Genomic DNA, 16087 nt, shown 5'->3' on the forward strand with positions numbered 1-16087 from the left:
GTCGGCGGCACCCGATCGGCCCACCGCTGCGCGCCCCTGCGCCATCTGGCCCATAGCGTCGAAGCGCGGGCCACTCGTGGCCGGAGAGGAGGCGCTCGATGCGCCGTCGTACCGGTGCCGCCGGCACGCTGATCGCGATCATCGCGATAGTGCCGTTGGCCGACATCGCTCACGCTCAGGATCTGGACTGCGCCGACTTCACCTACCGGGAGGAGGCGCAGGCCGTGTTCGACTCGGACCCCACGGATCCGAACCGGCTCGACGAGGACCAGGGCCCGGACGACGGCATCGCCTGCGAGGCACTGCCCCGGCGCGGCGCCCCCGTCATCTCCTCGACCGCCGCTCCCGTCACTCCGACCACTCCGGCGGCCGTCACTCCCCGGACTCCTGCGGTCGTCACCCCGACGCAGGGTGTGCGCGGCGGGCTGGGCGGGGCGTCGGACTCCGGACCGAGCGGCTGGACCACCGGAATCGGCCTGGCCCTGGCCGCCGGCGGCGTCGTCGCCACCGGCTATGTGGTGAGGCGGCGTCGGACCTGACGCCCGGCACGCGGCGGCGCCGCCTTTGTCAGCGCACCAGCAGGCCGAGCAGCCGGTCGGTCTCCGCGGCCGGGTCGGTGGTCAGTCCGGTGTGCACGGGCCCCGGTTGGACGACCGTCGAGCGGGGCGCGATCAGCCAGCGAAAGCGCCGCCCGGCGTCGTCGCGAGCGGCCTGCCCCGCCGCTTCGCCGCCCGTGCTGACACCCTCGACGGCACGCAGGGCGGCCCTTACGCCGGCCACGTCCGCCTCCGGGTCCAGGGCGAGGAGCCGTGCCTCGTCGAGGTGGGTGCGCACGCCCACGTACGACTTGGCCCGGCAGTAGACCAGCACCCCGGCGTTGATGCACTCGCCGCGCTCGATGCGGGGGACGACGCGCAGCAGCGCGTACTCGAAGACGTCCCGCTCGTTGCGGTCGCTCCCCCTGATGATGTGGCGCTCGCTCACTTGCTTCCCTCGATGCCGTGGATGCGGGCGTGGACGACGGCGGCGCGCGCGGCCAGCGGACGCGCGTAGGCCCGGCGGAGGTCGTCCGGTGTGTCGAAACCGGGCTCGTCGGACAGCCACACGTCCGGGATCTTCGCGGTGACCTCGGCCAGGAGCTCGGCGGTGACCAGCGGCGCGAGCGCGGCGGCGGCCGCGGCGACGTCCGGCGCGAAGGACGCGAGCACGTGCTCGGAGGCGTCGTACGGGCGGGCCGCCGAGGCCTCGGCGCCGGGCCAGTTGTGGTGCCAGATCATGGTCGCGCCGTGGTCGATGAGCCACAACTCGCCCTGCCACATCAGCAGGTTGGGATTGCGCCAGGAACGGTCGACGTTGTTCACCAGCGCGTCGAACCAGACGATCCGCCCGGCCTCCTCCGGGCTCACCGCGAAGGCGAGCGGGTCGAAGCCGAGGGCCCCGGAGAGGAAGTCCATGCCGAGGTTGGTGCCGCCGCTGGATCTGAGCAGTTCCTGCACTTCCGGATCGGGTTCGCCGAGCCCCAGCACCGGGTCGAGGCCGATCGTCACGAGGCGCGGCACCCGGAAGCCGAGCCGCCGGGCCAGTTCGCCGCACACGACCTCGGCGACCAGCGTCTTGCGGCCCTGCCCGGCACCGGTGAACTTCATGACGTACGTTCCGCGGTCGTCGGCCTCGACGAGCCCCGGCAGCGAGCCGCCTTCACGCAGGGGCGTGATGTAGCGGGTCGCGGTGACCTCTCTCAGCATGTTCCCAGGCCACCTGTCCCTTCAGCCTCACGATTTCGGCCGGCAGGAAGATCTCCCCGTCTCCCGAGCAGTCCGTCGAGGGCGGTGCGCCCCGTACTCCCGACTTCCGGCATGAAGTGAGCATAGTAACCGAGGGTGATCGCCGGTGAGGTCCGGCGGATCACGCCGGAGACCGGATGATCCGCCGGACCTGTTTCAGGAGCCGTCCGCGCGGACCGCGTAGACGTAGCGCTTGTTGGTGTATTCGCTGGCGTTCCAGATCACGGACTCGCTGTACGACCAGCCGGACGCCCCGCTGCTGTGGTAGCTGAGGTCCTCGCAGCCGACGGCCAGGTCGCAGACGGTGCTCGCGGTGGCGCTGCCGGAGGTGAAGGTGCGCAGAGCGCCCTTGCCGGAAGGGCCGTTGCTCACCGAGAGGTAGTGCTTGCTGTTGCGGGAGACGACGCCCTGGATCTTCTGCTGGCTGACGGTGACGGCTTCCGTCGCGGTGAGGGCGGCCGGGTGCCGGTCGGTGTAGTCGAGGTTCCAGCGGACCACCTTGGGTGTGGTGCTGCCCGCGCCGGTGCCGTTGAAGCTGCCGTCCGTGTAGTCGACGGTGCCGGAGAGCGAGTACTCGCTGACCACCAGGCTGTCGGGGCTGCTGGCGCGGTCGAGGCCGATCGCCGTATAGCGCAGGTACGTTCCTGCATTGTCGTAGGCGTGACTCTGCGGCAGCACGTACTGGTAGCCGTAGCCGTAGTACTGCCCGTCGGTGTGCAGTCCGCACACGTCCTTCTCCGCGGTGGCGACCTGGAAGAGGCTGCGCAGGTCGAACACCCGGAGCCCCTTGTAGGTGTCGACGACATAGAGCAGGTCGCCGTACCACATGATGCCGCCGGCGTGCTTGCGGATGGGGTTGAAGGAGTACGCACCCGCGCTGGTCCTGACGGGTTCGACCAGCAGCACATGCCGGTACGTCGGTGCGGACGGGCTGCTGTAGTCGACGAAGGTCACTCGCAGGCCCTTGTCGAGCGGGTACTCGTCGACACCGTCGGCGTCCGGATCGGTCTCGAAGAACCAGGAGACGAGGACGACCTTGTTGCTCCCTCCCTCCGGGTAGAGCCCGTTGCCGTAGGCGTCGGCGCTGGTGGTGACGCCCTGGGGTATCCAGTAGTCCACCGCCTGGTCGTCGGTGTCCCAGGCGAAGCCGGTCTGGAAGGCCGTAGCGGTACTGGGCGCGCTCGTGAGGGCTCTGGCGCTGCGGTTGGTGTCGGCTATGACGGTGGTCGCGCCGACCTGGGTGAGGCTGTTCGCCAGGCCGGCCGCCAGATCGGCGAACTGGCCGTGGCTGTTGGAGGACCGGCTGGTGAGGCTGAACTGGCCGGCGTTGATGGTGGCCGCGTGAGCGGTGGTGGGGGCGAGCACACTGCCGGCCACACCGATGAACGGTGCGGTGGCCATGCCCTTGATGATCGATCTGCGCGTCATGGTCATGACCGGCAAAAGTAGATGGATTCGAACACGCAGCACAACTACAGGTGTTCGACTTTCGCCCGACGATGCCGTCACCACGGTCGGCGGCCGCCCCGTTGCCGGCAGCGGAGGCGGCCCGCGCCGGCCCGGACAGGAAACCGACAGGACCGGACAGCGAACCGACAGCTCCGCTTTACCCACGGCTCCTAGCGAGCAGGCCAAGATTCGACGTTGTCTGAACAGGCGATCTGCGTCGGCCGTATGTGTCGGCACATCGCGCAACCTCCCGAAGGGAATCGCACCATGACCAGCGCATCGTTCAAGCCCACCTCGGGGCCGGGCCGTCGTACCGTCGTGGCGGCTGCCGGAGCGGCTGGGCTCGCCGTCGCGCTGACCGCGTGCGGCGGCTCGGACGACGACTCGTCGAGCTCGTCCGCCCCCGCCGACTCGTCCGGCAGCAGCCCCACCGGGGACGGCTCGGCCGACGGCGACGCCGGGGGCGGCACGGCGCTCGCGGCGACCGCCGACATCCCCGAGGGCGGCGGAAAGGTCTTCGCCGACCAGAAGGTGGTGGTGGTCCAGCCGACCGCGGGCGAGTTCAAGGCGTTCTCGGCCACCTGTACCCATCAGGGCTGCGCGGTGAAGAGCGTCGCCGACGGCGTCATCAACTGTCCCTGTCACAACAGCAACTTCTCGATCACCGACGGCAGCGTGAAGAGCGGTCCGGCGAAGAAGCCGCTGCCGGAGATGCAGATAACCGTGAGCGGGGATTCGATCACCCTCGCGTGACCGTCAGCGCCGGACCGTACGGCGCTGCCGGCTGACGCAGGCCAGCACCTCGTCCGTGGTCGCGACCGTGGCGACCAGTGCGAGGGTGTGGCGGATCATCGCGGGGGTGTAGTCGGAGGGCACCCCCGCGATGGCGTCCGTCGGCACGACGGCGGTGTAACCGCGGTTCACGGCGTCGAAGACGGCGTTGGGGATCGCCACGTTGGCCGAGACCCCGGTCACGATCAGCGTGCGGCAGCCCAGGTTGCGCAGCAGGGCGTCGACCTCGGTTCCCTGGATCGGCGACAGCCCGTGCAGCCGTCGTACGACGAGGTCCTCCTCGGCGGCCTCGATGGGCGGGGCCAGGCGCACCGCGGTGGTGCCGGACAGCTGCTGAACGGGCAGCCGTTCGGCGGCGCGGAAGAGGCGGGCGTTGCGGCTGGCGCCGCGGCCGTCGGGGCGGCGTTCGGCGACCGCGTGGATCACCTGGACGCCGCCCCGGTGCGCGGCGGCGACGAGACGGGCGACGTTGGCGAGCGCTCCCGACGAGCGTGCCTCCTCGGCGAGTTCGGGCAGGGCGCTGTCGGGTCCGACGACGCCCTGCTGGCACTCGACGGTGAGAAGGACGGTGGTCTCGGGGGCGAGGAGCTCACTGAGCTGTTCGTACGACGGCATGGCTTTCCCCTGGTCGCCGACGGGCTGTGGGCCGGGTGAGATTAGCCACCATTGCGCGGGGACGGAAGACGACCCATCCTTTTCTGACGTGATGTCAGAGGATCTCCTCTGACACGACGTGAGAGAAAGAGGGGGCCGCATGACCGTCACTCAGCGCCGAGGCCGCAAGATCATGATGACACCCGGCGAGCTGGACGAGTTCCTCACCAGCCAGCGCACCTGCCGGGTCGCCACCGTGTCCGCGACCGGCGCCCCGCACGTGAGCACGCTCTGGTTCGCCTGGGACGGCACGTCGATGTGGCTCTACTCGGTGGTGCGCAGCAAGCGGTGGACCGATCTGCGGCGCGATCCGCGGGTCGCGATCGTCGTGGACACGGGTGAGGAGTACGACGAACTGCGCGGCGTCGAGCTGTCCGGCACCGTGGACTTCGTGGGCGAGGCCCCGCGCACCGGGGAGCTGTGCGCCGAACTCGATCTGCCCGAGACCCTGTTCGCGCGCAAGAACTTCCGTCTCGACGAAATGCCGCACGACGGGCGGCACGCGTGGATCCGGCTGACCCCGGAGAAGGTCGTTTCCTGGGACTTCCGCAAGCTCGGGTCGGCCTGACTCAACCGAGCTTCTCGGCCGCCGCCTTGAGCGCCTCGACCGCCGCCCGGATCGACGGGCGGCGGTCGGCGTCCGCACGCCAGACGACGTACACGTGGCGGCGCACCCGCTGCTTCAGCGGGACGGTGACGACCTCGGCGGGCATCGGGTGGCGCCCCAGCAGGGGGGCGATGCACACCCCCAACCCCGCGGCGGCCAGTCCGAGTTGGGTGTGGGTCTCGGCGGCGCGGTGGCCGACGATCGGCTCGATGCCCTTGGAGCGCAGCGTGAACATCAGCCACTCGTGACAGAACTCGCCCTCGCCCCAGGTGATCCACTCGTCCTCGGCGAACTCGCCGAGGTCCACCTCGTCACGGTCCGCGAGCCGGTGGCCGGCCGGCAGCGCCACGTCGGCGGGGTCGTCCAGGATGTGTGCCTTGACCAGGCCGTCGGGCAGCGGCATCGGCTTGTTGTACCAGTCGAGGACGACCGCGAGGTCGAGGTCGCCGCGGATCACCCCGGCGATGCCGCTCTCGGGTTCGAGCTCGGAGGAGCGGATCCGCAGGGCCGGGTGCTGGACGCGCAGGGCGGCGAGCGCGGTGGGGAACAGGCCCCGCGCGGCCGTCGGGAACGCCGACAGTCTGAGCTCGCCGACGACCTGCCCGCGCTGGGCCTCCAGGTCGGACTGGGCGAGCTCCACCTGCGACAGGATGCGTGCCGCGTGCTCGGCGAGCAGCCGGCCCGCGTCCGTGAGCCGCACGCCCCGCCCGTTCTTGGCGAGGAGCTGCTGGCCGACCTCCCGCTCCAGCTTGGACATCTGCTGTGAGACGGCCGACGTGGTGATGTGCAGTCCCTCGGCGGCGCCACTCACCGAGCCGTGCCGGGCGAGGGCGTCTAGGGTACGCAGGCGCTCCAGGTTCAACATGTAAGCAATACTACGAGATACCGCGCGAGAAATCTCGATTGTGCTACGAGGTCGTCGGCTCCATCGTTGTCCCCATGACCACCGTCACCGCCACCCGCACAGAGGTCCGGACCGCCGCCCGCCTCCGCCCCGCCCTCGACTGGCGCCTGCGCTTCGGCGTCCTCTCGCTGATCTGGGGTTTCAGCTTCCTGCTCATCAAGGTGGGCACCGAGGGCTACGCCCCCTTCCAGGTCACGCTCGGGCGCCTGGTCTTCGGTACGGCGGTGCTCGCCGCCGCGATGGCCCTGCGGCGGGAACGGCTCCCGCGCGGAGCGCGCACCTGGGCGCATCTGACGGTCGCCGCGCTCTTCCTGAACGCGCTGCCGTTCTCGCTCTTCGCCTACTCCGAGCTGACGATCCCGTCCACGCTCGCGGGCATCTGCAACGCGACCTCGCCGCTGTGGGGCATGGCCCTGTCCCTGGTCGCCCTCTCCGAGGACCGGCCGACCCGGGTCCGTGTCGCCGGTCTCGGCCTCGGCTTCCTCGGCGTCCTGACGGTCCTCGGCGCCTGGCAGGGCTTCCACGGCCTGGACGCCACGGGCACGGCGATGGCCCTGCTGGCCTCGCTCAGCTATCCGATCGGCTGGATCTACGTCCGTCGCACCCTGGCCGGCTCCGGCCACTCGAACCTGTCGATGACCGGGGCCCAGTTGCTGCTGGCCACGCTGCAACTGGCGGTCGTCACCCCGATGTTCACGAGCCTTCCGAGCCACTTCGCGATCACTCCCCTGCTGGCGATCGCGGCGCTGGGCGCCCTCGGCACGGGGCTCGCGGTCCTCCTCCAGTACGGCCTGGTCGCCGAGGTCGGCCCGACGACGGCCCAGATGGTCACCTACTTCATCCCGGTCATCGCCACGGCCGCCGGCGTCGCGATACTCGGCGAATCGCTGAGCTGGTCGACACCGGTCGGCGCGGCGATCGTCCTGGCGGGGGCGGCGCTGACGCAGGCGAGGCCGAAGGGACGCGACCGCCACGCCGTTTCAGAGCCCGGGGCCGGGGCTGGGGCTCTGACCGGGACCGGGCCCCCGTCCGTACCCGCTCCCGGGGCCGGCGCCGCGCCTGCACCCGGGTCCGGGGCCGGGGCCGCGCCCAGGTTCGTGCCTGGGTCCGGGTCCAGGTCCGGGGACGGGGCCAGGACCGGGACCGGGCCCGCTTCCGGGGCCGGGCCGAGGCCTGGGGCCGCGCCCAGGTTCGCGCCTGGGTCCGGATCCAGGTCCGAGTCCGGACCCAGGTCAGGGGCCAGGTCCAGGTCCAGGTCCGAGGCCGAATCCAGGTCCGGGGCCGGGGCCGGGTCCGGGCCCAGGCCCGTGCCCAGGTCCGTGCCCGGGTCCAGGTCCGTGCCCGAGTCCAGGTCCAGGTCCGTGCCCGGGTCCAGGTCCGTGCCCGAGTCCAGGTCCAGGTCCAGGTCCAGGTCCAGGTCCAGGTCCGTGCCCGAGTCCAGGTCCAGGTCCAGGTCCAGGTCCGTGCCCGAGTCCAGGTCCAGGTCCAGGTCCAGGTCCAGGTCCGTGCCCGAGTCCAGGTCCAGGTCCAGGTCCAGGTCCGAGTCCAGGTCCAGGTCCGAGTCCGGATCCAGGCCCGGGACGGGGCCAGGTCCAGGTCCGAGTCCGGATCCAGGCCCGGGGACGGGGCCAGGTCCAGGTCCGAGTCCGGATCCAGGCCCGGGGACGGGGCCAGGTCCAGGTCCGAGTCCGGATCCAGGCCCGGGACGGGGCCAGGTCCAGGTCCGAGTCCGGATCCAGGCCCGGGACGGGGACGGGGCCAGGTCCGGGGACGGGGCCAGGGACGGGGCCGGGCCCGCTCCCGTACGGGGGGCCGCTCCCGGGGCGCCTACCGAGTCCGAACCCCCGTTCGACCCCGGGTCCGTCCCCGGCGCTCCCGCCGACAGCCGGGACAGCCAGGACAGCCCCGCGCAGTCCCTCACCGAAGCCAGGTCCTAGACGTAACCGCGAACCGGGGCCGGCCTGACGGCGGAGGCGACCGCGTCCGCCAGCGGGCCGGTCTCATGCTCGGCGAGTGTCGCGACGGTGATCCGGATTCCGGGCGGTGCGCTCATCCGGAAGCGGGCGCCGGGCGCCACGGCCCAGCCGGAGTGCAGCAGCCGGGCGACCGCTCCGGTCTCGTCGGGCACGGGGATCCACACGTTCAGACCGGAGCGCCCGTGGGCCTCGACACCGCGGACCGCCAGCGCGTCGATCAGCAGTGTCCGGCGCGCCCGGTACGCGGCCGCCACCGCCGGCGTGTCCAGAGCGCCGTCGGCCCACAGCCGCCGCACGGCCTCCTGCGTGATCCGGCTGACCCAGCCGGGCCCGAGCCGCTGCCGTCCGCGCACCCGGTCGACGGTGACGGCGTCCCCGGTGAACACGCCGAGCCGCAGGTCGGGGCCGTACGCCTTGGCGGCCGAGCGCACGAAGGCCCAGCTGCGGGTGACTTCCGCGAGGGGATGCAGAGGCAGGTCGACGATGCCGTGGCCGTGGTCGTCCTCGATCAGCAGGGTCTCCGGATACGCCAGGAGCACGGACCTCAGGGCACGCGCGCGTGTGGCGCTCACCGCCGCCCCCGTCGGGTTCTGCGCCCGGTCGGTGACGATCAGGGCGCGCGCCCCGGACTCCAGAGCCCGCCGCACGTCGTCCGGGAGCGGCCCCTCGTCGTCCATCCGCACGGGGGCGGTGCGCAGCCCGAGCGCCGGGACGAGGTCGAGCAGACCACCCCATCCCGGATCCTCCACCGCGACGACGTCCCCCGGCTTGAGGTGGGCGGCGAGGATCCGCTCGATGGCGTCCAGCGAGCCCGACACGACGGCGAGGGGCCCGTCCGGCACTCCGTCGGCGTCCAGTCCGGCTCGTGCGAGCCGCGCCAACTCCGGCTCGACGGGATCGTCTCCGTACATGACCGGCCGCCGGTCGCTCTGCTCGGCGGCCGCCGCGAACGCCTGCGCGAGGGAGGGCAGCAGCGCGGGGTCCGGGTTGCCGTTCGACACGTCCCGCACGCCCTCTGGCACGTCCACGCGGATGTGCTCGCGCCCGGTCGTGGCCGGCTTGGGCCGCACCCTGCTGCCCCGGCGCCCGGCGGTCTCGATGACCCCGCGCTCGCGCAGGGTGCGGTACGCGGCCGCGACGGTGTTGGGATTCACGCCCAGTTCGGTCGCCAACTCCCGCATGGGAGGCAGGAGTTGACCGGGGGGCAGTCCACCGGCGCCCACCGCCTGCTCGATGCTCGCCGAAATCTCTGCTGCACGCCGGCCCGTGATCCGATAATCTCCTAGCACAAAGCTAATTATGCACTAGTGCAATGGAGAGTGCAATGCAGGGGACCCAGCAGACGACGACGCAGCCCGCCGCCTACGCCCCGACCGACCGCACCGTCCCCACCCGCGCCGCGCACAAGGCCTCCTACGACAGGGAGTTGGTGCACGCGATACTCGACGAGGCCTACGTCTGCCACCTGGGTTTCGTCCGTGACGGCGCCCCGGTCGTGCTGCCCACGCTGTACGGCCGGGTCGGCGAGCGGCTGTACGTCCACGGCTCGACGGGTTCGCGCCCGCTGCGGATGACCGGACAGGCCGACCTCGGGCTCCCCGTGTGCCTGACGGTCACGCACGTCGACGCGCTGATCCTGGCCCGCTCGGCCTTCCATCACTCGATCAACTACCGGTCGGTCGTCGTGCACGGCATCGCCCATGACGTGACGGACCCCGAGGAGAAGCGGCTGGCCCTGGACGCGCTGGTCGACCACGTCGTACCGGGCCGGTCCCGGGACTCGCGGCCGGCCAACAAGAAGGAGTTCGCCGCCACCGCCGTGATCCGCCTCGACCTCGACGAGGTCTCCGCCAAGCTCCGCACCGGCGGTGTCAACGACGAGCCCGAGGACCTCGCCCTCCCGCACTGGGCCGGAGTCGTCCCGCTGCGCAAGGGCTACGAGACTCCTCTCGGCGACGCCGGCCTGGCCCCCGGGACCGCGGTCCCCGACTACCTCCGGGCCCTCTGATGCTGATCCACCCCTGGGACGCGCCCCGCGACGATGCCGAACGGCAGGGCCGGCCGGCCGTCCACGACTTTTGACAGCTCGCCGTCAACGGCCTTCCGGGCGAGCCGCCGTACGTCCAGCCCCTGCACTTCGCCTACGACGCCGAGCGCGGCGAGGTGCTGACGCACCTGGCCCGTCCGAACCACCCCGGTGGCAGGCCCTGGAGGCGAATCCGGAGGTCGTGCTGAGCGTGGTCGACGACCATGTCCAGGTCCCCGGTCCCTGGCAGGCGCCGCCGGACAGCCCTTCCGAGCACGGCACCCCGACGAGCCCGTACGCGGCGGTCCAGCTTCCGCTGCACGGCCCAGGTCCTGGACGATCCGGCCGAGAAGGCCGCGCTCCTCGACCGGCACCTCGGCCACTTCCAGCCGGAGGGCGGCTCCGCACGGGCCGCGGTGGGTGAGGCGCCGTACGGCAGACTGCCGGCCGGGATCCGCGGGATGCTGCTCGACATGGTCGCCGTCCGGGCGAAGTTCAAGTACGCGGGACACCGGCCCGCGGAGGTCCAGGACCGGATCGCGGCCGGCCTCGCGGACCGCGGCGGCCCGCGGGACGCGGCGGCGCGCGAGCACCTGCTGAACCGGCGCGGAACCTGAGCGACGAGTGGCCCTTCCCGTCGGGAAGGGCCACTCCGCGTCACATGAGCACCGGTTCCCCGTCCAGGTCACCTCGCTTCTCCGCCACCGCGAGCCCGGCGACCGACCCGAGCATCAGCAGGGTGCCGGCCAGCGTGGTGGGGGTGAGCCGTTCACCGAGCAGCACCACGGCGAGCACCGCGGCTCCCACCGGTTCCAGCAGCATGATCACGGACACGGTGGTGGACCGGACGACCGCGGCGGCCGCGAAGTAGAGGGCGTAGGCGAGGGCCGTGGGGACGGCCGCGATGTAGGCCAACAGCCACAGGAGCAGGCCGGGTTCCGCGGTGTGCGGCACCAACCCCTCGGCCAGGGCGAACGGCAGCAGGCACAGGCTCGTGACCGCGAGCGTCCACACGGACGTACTCGCGGCGTCCGCACCGCCGTCCCGGCCCCGCCCCCGCGTGACCAGGGTCATCACACAGCACCCGGCCGCCGACACCAGCCCGAACAGCACACCCCAGGGGCGCACGGACGCGTCCTCGCCCCCGAGCATCAGCACCCCGAGCCCGGCGAGCGCCCCGACGACGGCGAGCGCCCCGCCCCGTCCCAGCCGCTCCCCCAGGGTCAGCCTCGCGCCGAGCGCGATGAGGACGGGACCGGCGCCGAGGGTGACGACGGTGGCCACGGCGAGGCCGGTGGCTTCGACGGACGCGAAGTAGGCCGTCTGGAACACGGCCAGACAGACCCCCGTGACACCGGCCCGCCGCGCCTTGTGACGCAGCGGTTCCCGTACGGCCGTCCGCGCGCCGCCCGTTAGCAGGCGGCGGGCGGCGAGCAGCAGGACGAGCCCGGCCGCGCAGCGCCAGAAGGACAGGGCGACGGGTCCGATGTCACTGGCGCCATAGGCCAGGGAAGCGACCGCGCCGGCGGTGCCCCAGGCGACGCCGGCGACGATCAGGTAGAGAAGGCCTCGCCCGATGGGCAGGCCGGAAGCAGCATTCGACACGCGTTCTCTCCGCAGTGCGCAAGGTGCGCTGAAGTTCGGGAAAGGACGCCCGCTGGGCGGGGTCCGCGGACTTCGTCTGCGGGCGGCACCGTTCCGCCCGGCGGTGTGCTGCCGGGCTCAGGGGGTCTCGGAGTGGGTCTCGGACACCCCGCTTCGCCGGATGGCCCGCCTCAGGCGGCCGGCGGCGGAAGAACGATGCGGTGCAGGTGCATGATCGGGAGCCTAGGTGGCGGTTCCGCGGGCCGACAACTCACTTTCCGTGCCACCGCTCGCCACCGGCTCCGGGGAGCCCTTGGCGGGCGCCGACGACTGGGCGATGAACGCTCCCGTCAGGACGACCGTGCCACCGATGATCTGCGGTGCCGAAAGGTGCTCGCCGAGCAGCACCCAGGCGAGGACGGTGGCGATGACCGCTTCGAGGCAGGCCACGACACCGGCGACCTGCGGCGAGAGCCGGCGCACCGAGACCACCCCGGTGACGTAGGCGAGCACGGTGGCGACGAGCACGATCCAGGTGAGCAGCAGACCGGCGGCCACCGGCCTACCGTCCATGTCCGCGCTGCGGGCGAGCAAGGACCAGTCCATGTTCCAGGGACGCGCCACGACGGTCAGTACGGCGGTGCCGACGAGGAGGCCGTACGCGATGACTCCGAGCGGGTCGGGGGCCTCGGAGCCGGAGTCGCTGCCCTGGTCGGACAGGACGAAGTAGCCGACCTGGCAGCAGGCGGCACCGAGCGCGAGCAGCAGACCGAGGGCGTCGAAGCTCAGACCCGACCAGACCTCGACGACACAGGCGAGTCCGCCGACCGCGAGGACCACGCCGAGTGCGGCGGCACGCGTCACCGGCCGCCGCTGCACGAACCGCACCCAGCCGAGCACGAGGGCGGGTGCGAGGTACTCGACGAGCAGTGCGACCCCGACGGGTATGCGGGAGATCGCGGCGAAGTAGCAGGCCTGGACGCCGGCCACCGCGAGCAGACCGAAGCCGGCGAGCAGGGCGGGGCGGCGGCGCAGCAGCGCGCGGTGGCGTACGGCGACCGGCAGCATCACCACGGCCGCGCCCGCCACCCGCAGCCACACCACGTGGAGCGGGTCGAGGCCCGCTTCGATGAGCGGCTTGGCCGCGACTCCTGATCCGCCGAAGGCGAGCGCGGACGCGAGCGCCAGGCCGAGCCCGACGCCCCTTCCGCGGTTGCCCTGACTGCTCTCAGACGTATGCACCGGCACATGATGACAGGCGATGACATGAGCGTCACCCCCGTTGACACCTGTCTCAGCGGTTGGACCGGAACTGTTCCCTACGTTCCGCTCACCGGATTCGCCGCGAGGCGGCGGTCCACCCGGACGAGCACATCCGTCGCGTCGATCCCGGCCCGGCCCAGCACCTCGACGGCCCGCGCCTGCGGGTCCACGACGATCGCCGCGAGCAGGTCGATGCCACGGGCCGGGCCGCCGCCACGCCGGGCGGCGCGCGCCCTGGCGTACTCCATCGCCCCCGCGGCCAGCGGCGAGAAGCCCTCCGCCCCGGTCACGACCGGTACGGCGCCGGAGTCCTCGACAGTGCCCTGCCAGCGCAGCCCGTATCCGATGCTGCGTTGCACGAGGTAGCCCAGGAGGCGGGCGAACTGCGGTTCGGCGTCGAAGAATTCCCGCACCTCCGGGTCGCTCTCCAGGAGGGAGTGCAGCAGGTGGGCCGTGTCGATCTGCCGGTCGCCGTCCCGGACCGCCCGCCGACGGGCGCCGGAGAGCACCGCTGCCAGTTCGGCACTGGGCCTGGCATCGTTGTCCGGGAGGACCGGGGGCCGGCCGCCGGGCCCTTGGGCCGACTGCCGGTGGATACGGGCTTGCACACCCCCTACCCCATCAGTCCCGCCCTCTCGGGTCATCCGCGAAAGGAAGCATCTTCCCGTCCCACGGGAAGGGGACCCCGCAGGCCGGAATCTCCTCCTTACGGATGAGATCACACCCTGATGCCCCGAGGGGCGCGCGCCGCCTTGCCTCGCGCCGGACGCGCCCACCCGAAGCATTTCTGATGGCTCGTCAGTATTGAATGTTCCGGGGCCTGCGGCTACGTTCCGCGACACCCCAGCCCGACACGGAGAGGTGGTCGCATGGCCGAAGTCAGCGCGGAGGCACGGATCCAGGCACCCGCGGAGAAGGTCTGGGACCGGCTGACCGACTGGTCCGCGTACGGCGAGTGGAACACGACCCACACCAGCTTCCCCGAGGGCGGCCCGCAAAGCCTCGCCGCGGGCGGGACGTTCCGGGAGAACATGAAACTCATGGGGTTCCCGGCCGAGGTCGAGTGGACCATCGAGGAACTGGAGCCGGCCCGGGTACTCGCGATCCGCGGCCAGGGCCCGATGGCCGTGACCGTCGCCACGCGCTACACCCTCACCCCCGACGGCGACGACGCCACCACGGTCCGCATCGACGGCGAGTTCACCGGCGCCGCCGTCTCGCTGATGGCGGGCAAGCTCAAGGACTCGGCGACGGCTGCCCTGAACGAGTCGCTGCGCAAGCTGGCGGGCCTGGTGAGCTGACGGCCCTCCGGCCACAGGGCTGCCCGGCCGCCCACGCGAAGGCGCCCCGCGGATCATTCCACGGGGCGCCGCCTCACTGCCGCAGGGCGCTCAGTCCTCATCGGCGAGGATCAGGTACAGCTTCTTGCGGGCGTCGTTGATCACGCCGACCGCCTTCTCGCGCTGTTCCTTGCTGCCGGTCTTCCAGACCTGCCCGAACGCCTCCATCAGACCGAAGCCGGCCTGGCGGATCTCACCCAGAGCCTCCCAGTCGACACCACGGGAGGCTTCCTCCCAGGGCGCCTCAGGGCCCTCCTCGGCCGCGGTGCGGCCGGCGTCGGTGAGCGAGAACAGCTTCTTGCCGCCCTCGGAGGCGCTGATGATCAGCCCCTCGTCCTCCAGCAGCTGGAGGGTGGGGTACACCGAGCCGGGACTGGGCTTCCACGCCCCGCCACTGCGCTCGGCGATCTCCTGGATCATCTCGTACCCGTGCATGGGCCGGTCCTTCAGCAGGGCCAGGATCGACGCGCGCACGTCACCGCGCCGCGCCCTCCCCCGCGGTCCGCCTCGTCCCCGGGGCCCCCAGGGCCCCGGCCCGAAGCCCGGTCCGCCGAAGCCGGGACCGCCACCGGGGCCACCCGGCCCGAAGGGCCCGAAGGCACCCCGCCGACCGTCGAAGCCGCCTCGGCCGCCCTCGCGGCCGGCGCCGCCATGTCCACGTTCGAATCCGTGGGAACGCATCGCCATCACTCCATTCCATCGTTGATCTGTCGCGATGCGTTAACGATATATCGGAAGCGTTCGCATGGCAAGACCTCGAGCCGGGGCCTCCTCACCCGACACCGCCCCCGAATGGGGCCAGTTGGGAGGAATTGGCCTTGGCCCCCGCCTCAGGAGAGCCCCTAGCGTCGAGACATGCGCATCCGAATCGTCGACGCCTTCACCGACCGTCCCTTCGCCGGCAACCCGGCCGGCGTCCTGCTCCTCGACGCCTTCTTAGCGGACGACCGGCTCCAGAGCATCGCCCTGGAGGTCAACCACGCCGAGACGGCGTTCGCCCACCGGCTGCCCGCAGGCGGCGAGGCCGACTGGGCGCTGCGCTGGTTCACGCCCGCCGCCGAGGTCGCCCTGTGCGGTCACGCCACGCTCGCCACGGCCCACGTCCTGCACACCACCGGTGCCCACGAGGGCCCGGTGCGGTTCGCCACGCGCAGCGGTGTGCTCCTCGCGATCCCCCGCGAGGACGGCTCGATCACGCTGGACTTCCCGACGGCACCGCTCACCGCGGTCGAGCTCCCGGCCGGTGTCGCCGTGGCCCTCGGCGCCGAGCCGCTGACCGCCTTCGACACCGGGCCGAACCTCGGCGACCTGCTCGTCGAGCTCCCCGACGAGAAGACGGTCCGCTCCCTCGCGCCCGACCTCAAGGCCCTCGTCGCCCACTCCGAGCGCGGCGTCATCGTCACCGCCCGCGCCGAGGACCCCGCCCGCGGCTACGACTTCGTCTCCCGCTGCTTCTTCCCCCGCCTCGGCATCGACGAGGACCCGGTCACGGGCAGCGCACATACGGCGCTCGGCCCCTACTGGTCCGAGCGCCTCGGCCGCCCCGGCCTCACGGGCCTCCAGGCCTCCGCGCGCTCCGGGCTGGTCCGTACGGAACTGCGCGGCGACCGCACCCTGCTGACCGGCCACGCGGTGACGGTGATCGAGGGCGAGCTGCTGGCCTGATCAGGCCGGCGGAGGGCGCAGGGCAGGGCATGCCGCCGTCGGC

At 72.2% G+C, this 16087-nt stretch carries 16 protein-coding genes and 2 pseudogenes; 8 read left to right on the top strand and 10 right to left on the bottom strand.

Annotated features, from left to right (window positions below; all coding sequences use genetic code 11):
• Positions 1-98 precede the first annotated feature (98 nt).
• Positions 99-539 (top strand): excalibur calcium-binding protein, encoded by a 441-nt coding sequence (locus ACZ5XS_RS10010; RefSeq protein WP_468649587.1) that lies wholly within the window; start codon positions 99-101, stop codon positions 537-539.
• 28 nt (positions 540-567) lie between these two features.
• Here ACZ5XS_RS10010 and ACZ5XS_RS10015 read toward each other — a convergent pair whose 3' ends face one another.
• The 3 genes from ACZ5XS_RS10015 to ACZ5XS_RS10025 all read right to left on the bottom strand — a co-directional run bounded on the left by ACZ5XS_RS10015 (position 568) and on the right by ACZ5XS_RS10025 (position 3212).
• Positions 568-984: a DUF3037 domain-containing protein gene (locus ACZ5XS_RS10015; RefSeq protein WP_468649589.1), complete on the bottom strand. Its 417-nt coding sequence runs from the start codon at positions 982-984 to the stop codon at positions 568-570.
• Positions 981-1745 (bottom strand): HipA family kinase, encoded by a 765-nt coding sequence (locus ACZ5XS_RS10020; RefSeq protein WP_468649591.1) that lies wholly within the window; start codon positions 1743-1745, stop codon positions 981-983. The genes ACZ5XS_RS10015 and ACZ5XS_RS10020 overlap by 4 nt, the downstream gene beginning before the upstream one ends.
• A 195-nt stretch (positions 1746-1940) precedes the next feature.
• The gene (locus ACZ5XS_RS10025; protein ID WP_468649593.1) at positions 1941-3212 is read right to left on the bottom strand and encodes a hypothetical protein; all 1272 of its coding nucleotides are present in this window, start codon (positions 3210-3212) and stop codon (positions 1941-1943) included.
• Positions 3213-3500: 288 nt separating this feature from the next.
• Here ACZ5XS_RS10025 and ACZ5XS_RS10030 point away from each other — a divergent pair, with 288 nt between their 5' ends.
• Positions 3501-3986, top strand: coding sequence for a Rieske (2Fe-2S) protein (locus ACZ5XS_RS10030; RefSeq protein ID WP_468649595.1), 486 nt, complete (start codon positions 3501-3503; stop codon positions 3984-3986).
• A gap of 3 nt (positions 3987-3989) precedes the next feature.
• On the opposite strand, the gene ACZ5XS_RS10035 is transcribed toward ACZ5XS_RS10030, so the two are convergent.
• The gene (locus ACZ5XS_RS10035) at positions 3990-4640 is read right to left on the bottom strand and encodes a cysteine hydrolase family protein (RefSeq protein WP_468649597.1); all 651 of its coding nucleotides are present in this window, start codon (positions 4638-4640) and stop codon (positions 3990-3992) included.
• A 139-nt stretch (positions 4641-4779) separates the two neighbouring features.
• On the opposite strand from ACZ5XS_RS10035, the gene ACZ5XS_RS10040 reads away from it, so the two are divergent.
• Positions 4780-5247: a pyridoxamine 5'-phosphate oxidase family protein gene (locus tag ACZ5XS_RS10040; protein ID WP_468649599.1), complete on the top strand. Its 468-nt coding sequence runs from the start codon at positions 4780-4782 to the stop codon at positions 5245-5247.
• Position 5248: 1 nt separating this feature from the next.
• Here ACZ5XS_RS10040 and ACZ5XS_RS10045 read toward each other — a convergent pair whose 3' ends face one another.
• Complete coding sequence (locus ACZ5XS_RS10045) at positions 5249-6151, bottom strand: LysR family transcriptional regulator (RefSeq protein WP_468649601.1); 903 nt, start codon at positions 6149-6151, stop codon at positions 5249-5251.
• Between the two features lie 74 nt (positions 6152-6225).
• On the opposite strand from ACZ5XS_RS10045, the pseudogene ACZ5XS_RS10050 reads away from it, so the two are divergent.
• A pseudogene (locus ACZ5XS_RS10050) lies at positions 6226-7149 on the top strand (DMT family transporter); the annotation flags it as partial.
• A 974-nt stretch (positions 7150-8123) separates the two neighbouring features.
• Here the strand turns inward: ACZ5XS_RS10050 and ACZ5XS_RS10055 are convergent.
• A complete protein-coding gene (locus ACZ5XS_RS10055; RefSeq protein WP_468649603.1) occupies positions 8124-9455 on the bottom strand; it encodes an aminotransferase class I/II-fold pyridoxal phosphate-dependent enzyme in 1332 nt (443 codons plus the stop codon).
• 35 nt (positions 9456-9490) lie between these two features.
• Between ACZ5XS_RS10055 and ACZ5XS_RS10060 the strand changes: the two genes are divergently transcribed.
• Positions 9491-10174 carry a pyridoxamine 5'-phosphate oxidase family protein gene (locus ACZ5XS_RS10060; RefSeq protein WP_468649605.1) on the top strand — a complete coding sequence of 228 codons (684 nt, stop codon included), beginning with the start codon at positions 9491-9493 and terminating at the stop codon, positions 10172-10174.
• Positions 10174-10809 (top strand): annotated as a pseudogene (locus ACZ5XS_RS10065) (FMN-binding negative transcriptional regulator). Before ACZ5XS_RS10060 ends, ACZ5XS_RS10065 begins: the two are co-directional and overlap by 1 nt.
• 40 nt (positions 10810-10849) lie before the next feature.
• Here ACZ5XS_RS10065 and ACZ5XS_RS10070 read toward each other — a convergent pair.
• From ACZ5XS_RS10070 to ACZ5XS_RS10080, 3 genes are all read right to left on the bottom strand, one after another.
• The gene (locus ACZ5XS_RS10070) at positions 10850-11797 is read right to left on the bottom strand and encodes a DMT family transporter (RefSeq protein ID WP_468649607.1); all 948 of its coding nucleotides are present in this window, start codon (positions 11795-11797) and stop codon (positions 10850-10852) included.
• 222 nt (positions 11798-12019) lie between these two features.
• A complete protein-coding gene (locus tag ACZ5XS_RS10075; RefSeq protein ID WP_468649609.1) occupies positions 12020-13024 on the bottom strand; it encodes an EamA family transporter in 1005 nt (334 codons plus the stop codon).
• A 71-nt stretch (positions 13025-13095) separates the two neighbouring features.
• Positions 13096-13647 (bottom strand): Clp protease N-terminal domain-containing protein, encoded by a 552-nt coding sequence (locus tag ACZ5XS_RS10080; protein WP_468649611.1) that lies wholly within the window; start codon positions 13645-13647, stop codon positions 13096-13098.
• A gap of 261 nt (positions 13648-13908) precedes the next feature.
• Between ACZ5XS_RS10080 and ACZ5XS_RS10085 the strand changes: the two genes are divergently transcribed.
• Positions 13909-14340: a type II toxin-antitoxin system Rv0910 family toxin gene (locus ACZ5XS_RS10085; RefSeq protein ID WP_468649613.1), complete on the top strand. Its 432-nt coding sequence runs from the start codon at positions 13909-13911 to the stop codon at positions 14338-14340.
• 90 nt (positions 14341-14430) lie between these two features.
• Here ACZ5XS_RS10085 and ACZ5XS_RS10090 read toward each other — a convergent pair whose 3' ends face one another.
• Positions 14431-15060, bottom strand: coding sequence for a PadR family transcriptional regulator (locus tag ACZ5XS_RS10090; RefSeq protein ID WP_468649615.1), 630 nt, complete (start codon positions 15058-15060; stop codon positions 14431-14433).
• Between the two features lie 174 nt (positions 15061-15234).
• Between ACZ5XS_RS10090 and ACZ5XS_RS10095 the strand changes: the two genes are divergently transcribed.
• On the top strand, positions 15235-16044 hold the full coding sequence (locus ACZ5XS_RS10095; protein ID WP_468649617.1) for a PhzF family phenazine biosynthesis protein: 810 nt from the start codon (positions 15235-15237) through the stop codon (positions 16042-16044).
• Positions 16045-16087 lie beyond the last annotated feature (43 nt).

It is taken from the genome of Streptomyces sp. NPDC033131 (genome assembly GCF_055578365.1).

Bases quoted from the DNA above. Each gene is read 5' to 3' on its own strand.
- ACZ5XS_RS10010 (WP_468649587.1), top strand. From the start codon at position 99: ATGCGCCGTCGTACCGGTGCCGCCGGCACGCTGATCGCGATCATCGCG.
- ACZ5XS_RS10020 (WP_468649591.1), bottom strand. From the start codon at position 1,745: ATGCTGAGAGAGGTCACCGCGACCCGCTACATCACGCCCCTGCGTGAA.
- ACZ5XS_RS10025 (WP_468649593.1), bottom strand. From the start codon at position 3,212: ATGACGCGCAGATCGATCATCAAGGGCATGGCCACCGCACCGTTCATC.
- ACZ5XS_RS10030 (WP_468649595.1), top strand. From the start codon at position 3,501: ATGACCAGCGCATCGTTCAAGCCCACCTCGGGGCCGGGCCGTCGTACC.
- ACZ5XS_RS10035 (WP_468649597.1), bottom strand. From the start codon at position 4,640: ATGCCGTCGTACGAACAGCTCAGTGAGCTCCTCGCCCCCGAGACCACC.
- ACZ5XS_RS10040 (WP_468649599.1), top strand. From the start codon at position 4,780: ATGACCGTCACTCAGCGCCGAGGCCGCAAGATCATGATGACACCCGGC.
- ACZ5XS_RS10045 (WP_468649601.1), bottom strand. From the start codon at position 6,151: ATGTTGAACCTGGAGCGCCTGCGTACCCTAGACGCCCTCGCCCGGCAC.
- ACZ5XS_RS10060 (WP_468649605.1), top strand. From the start codon at position 9,491: ATGCAGGGGACCCAGCAGACGACGACGCAGCCCGCCGCCTACGCCCCG.
- ACZ5XS_RS10085 (WP_468649613.1), top strand. From the start codon at position 13,909: ATGGCCGAAGTCAGCGCGGAGGCACGGATCCAGGCACCCGCGGAGAAG.
- ACZ5XS_RS10090 (WP_468649615.1), bottom strand. From the start codon at position 15,060: ATGCGTTCCCACGGATTCGAACGTGGACATGGCGGCGCCGGCCGCGAG.
- ACZ5XS_RS10095 (WP_468649617.1), top strand. From the start codon at position 15,235: ATGCGCATCCGAATCGTCGACGCCTTCACCGACCGTCCCTTCGCCGGC.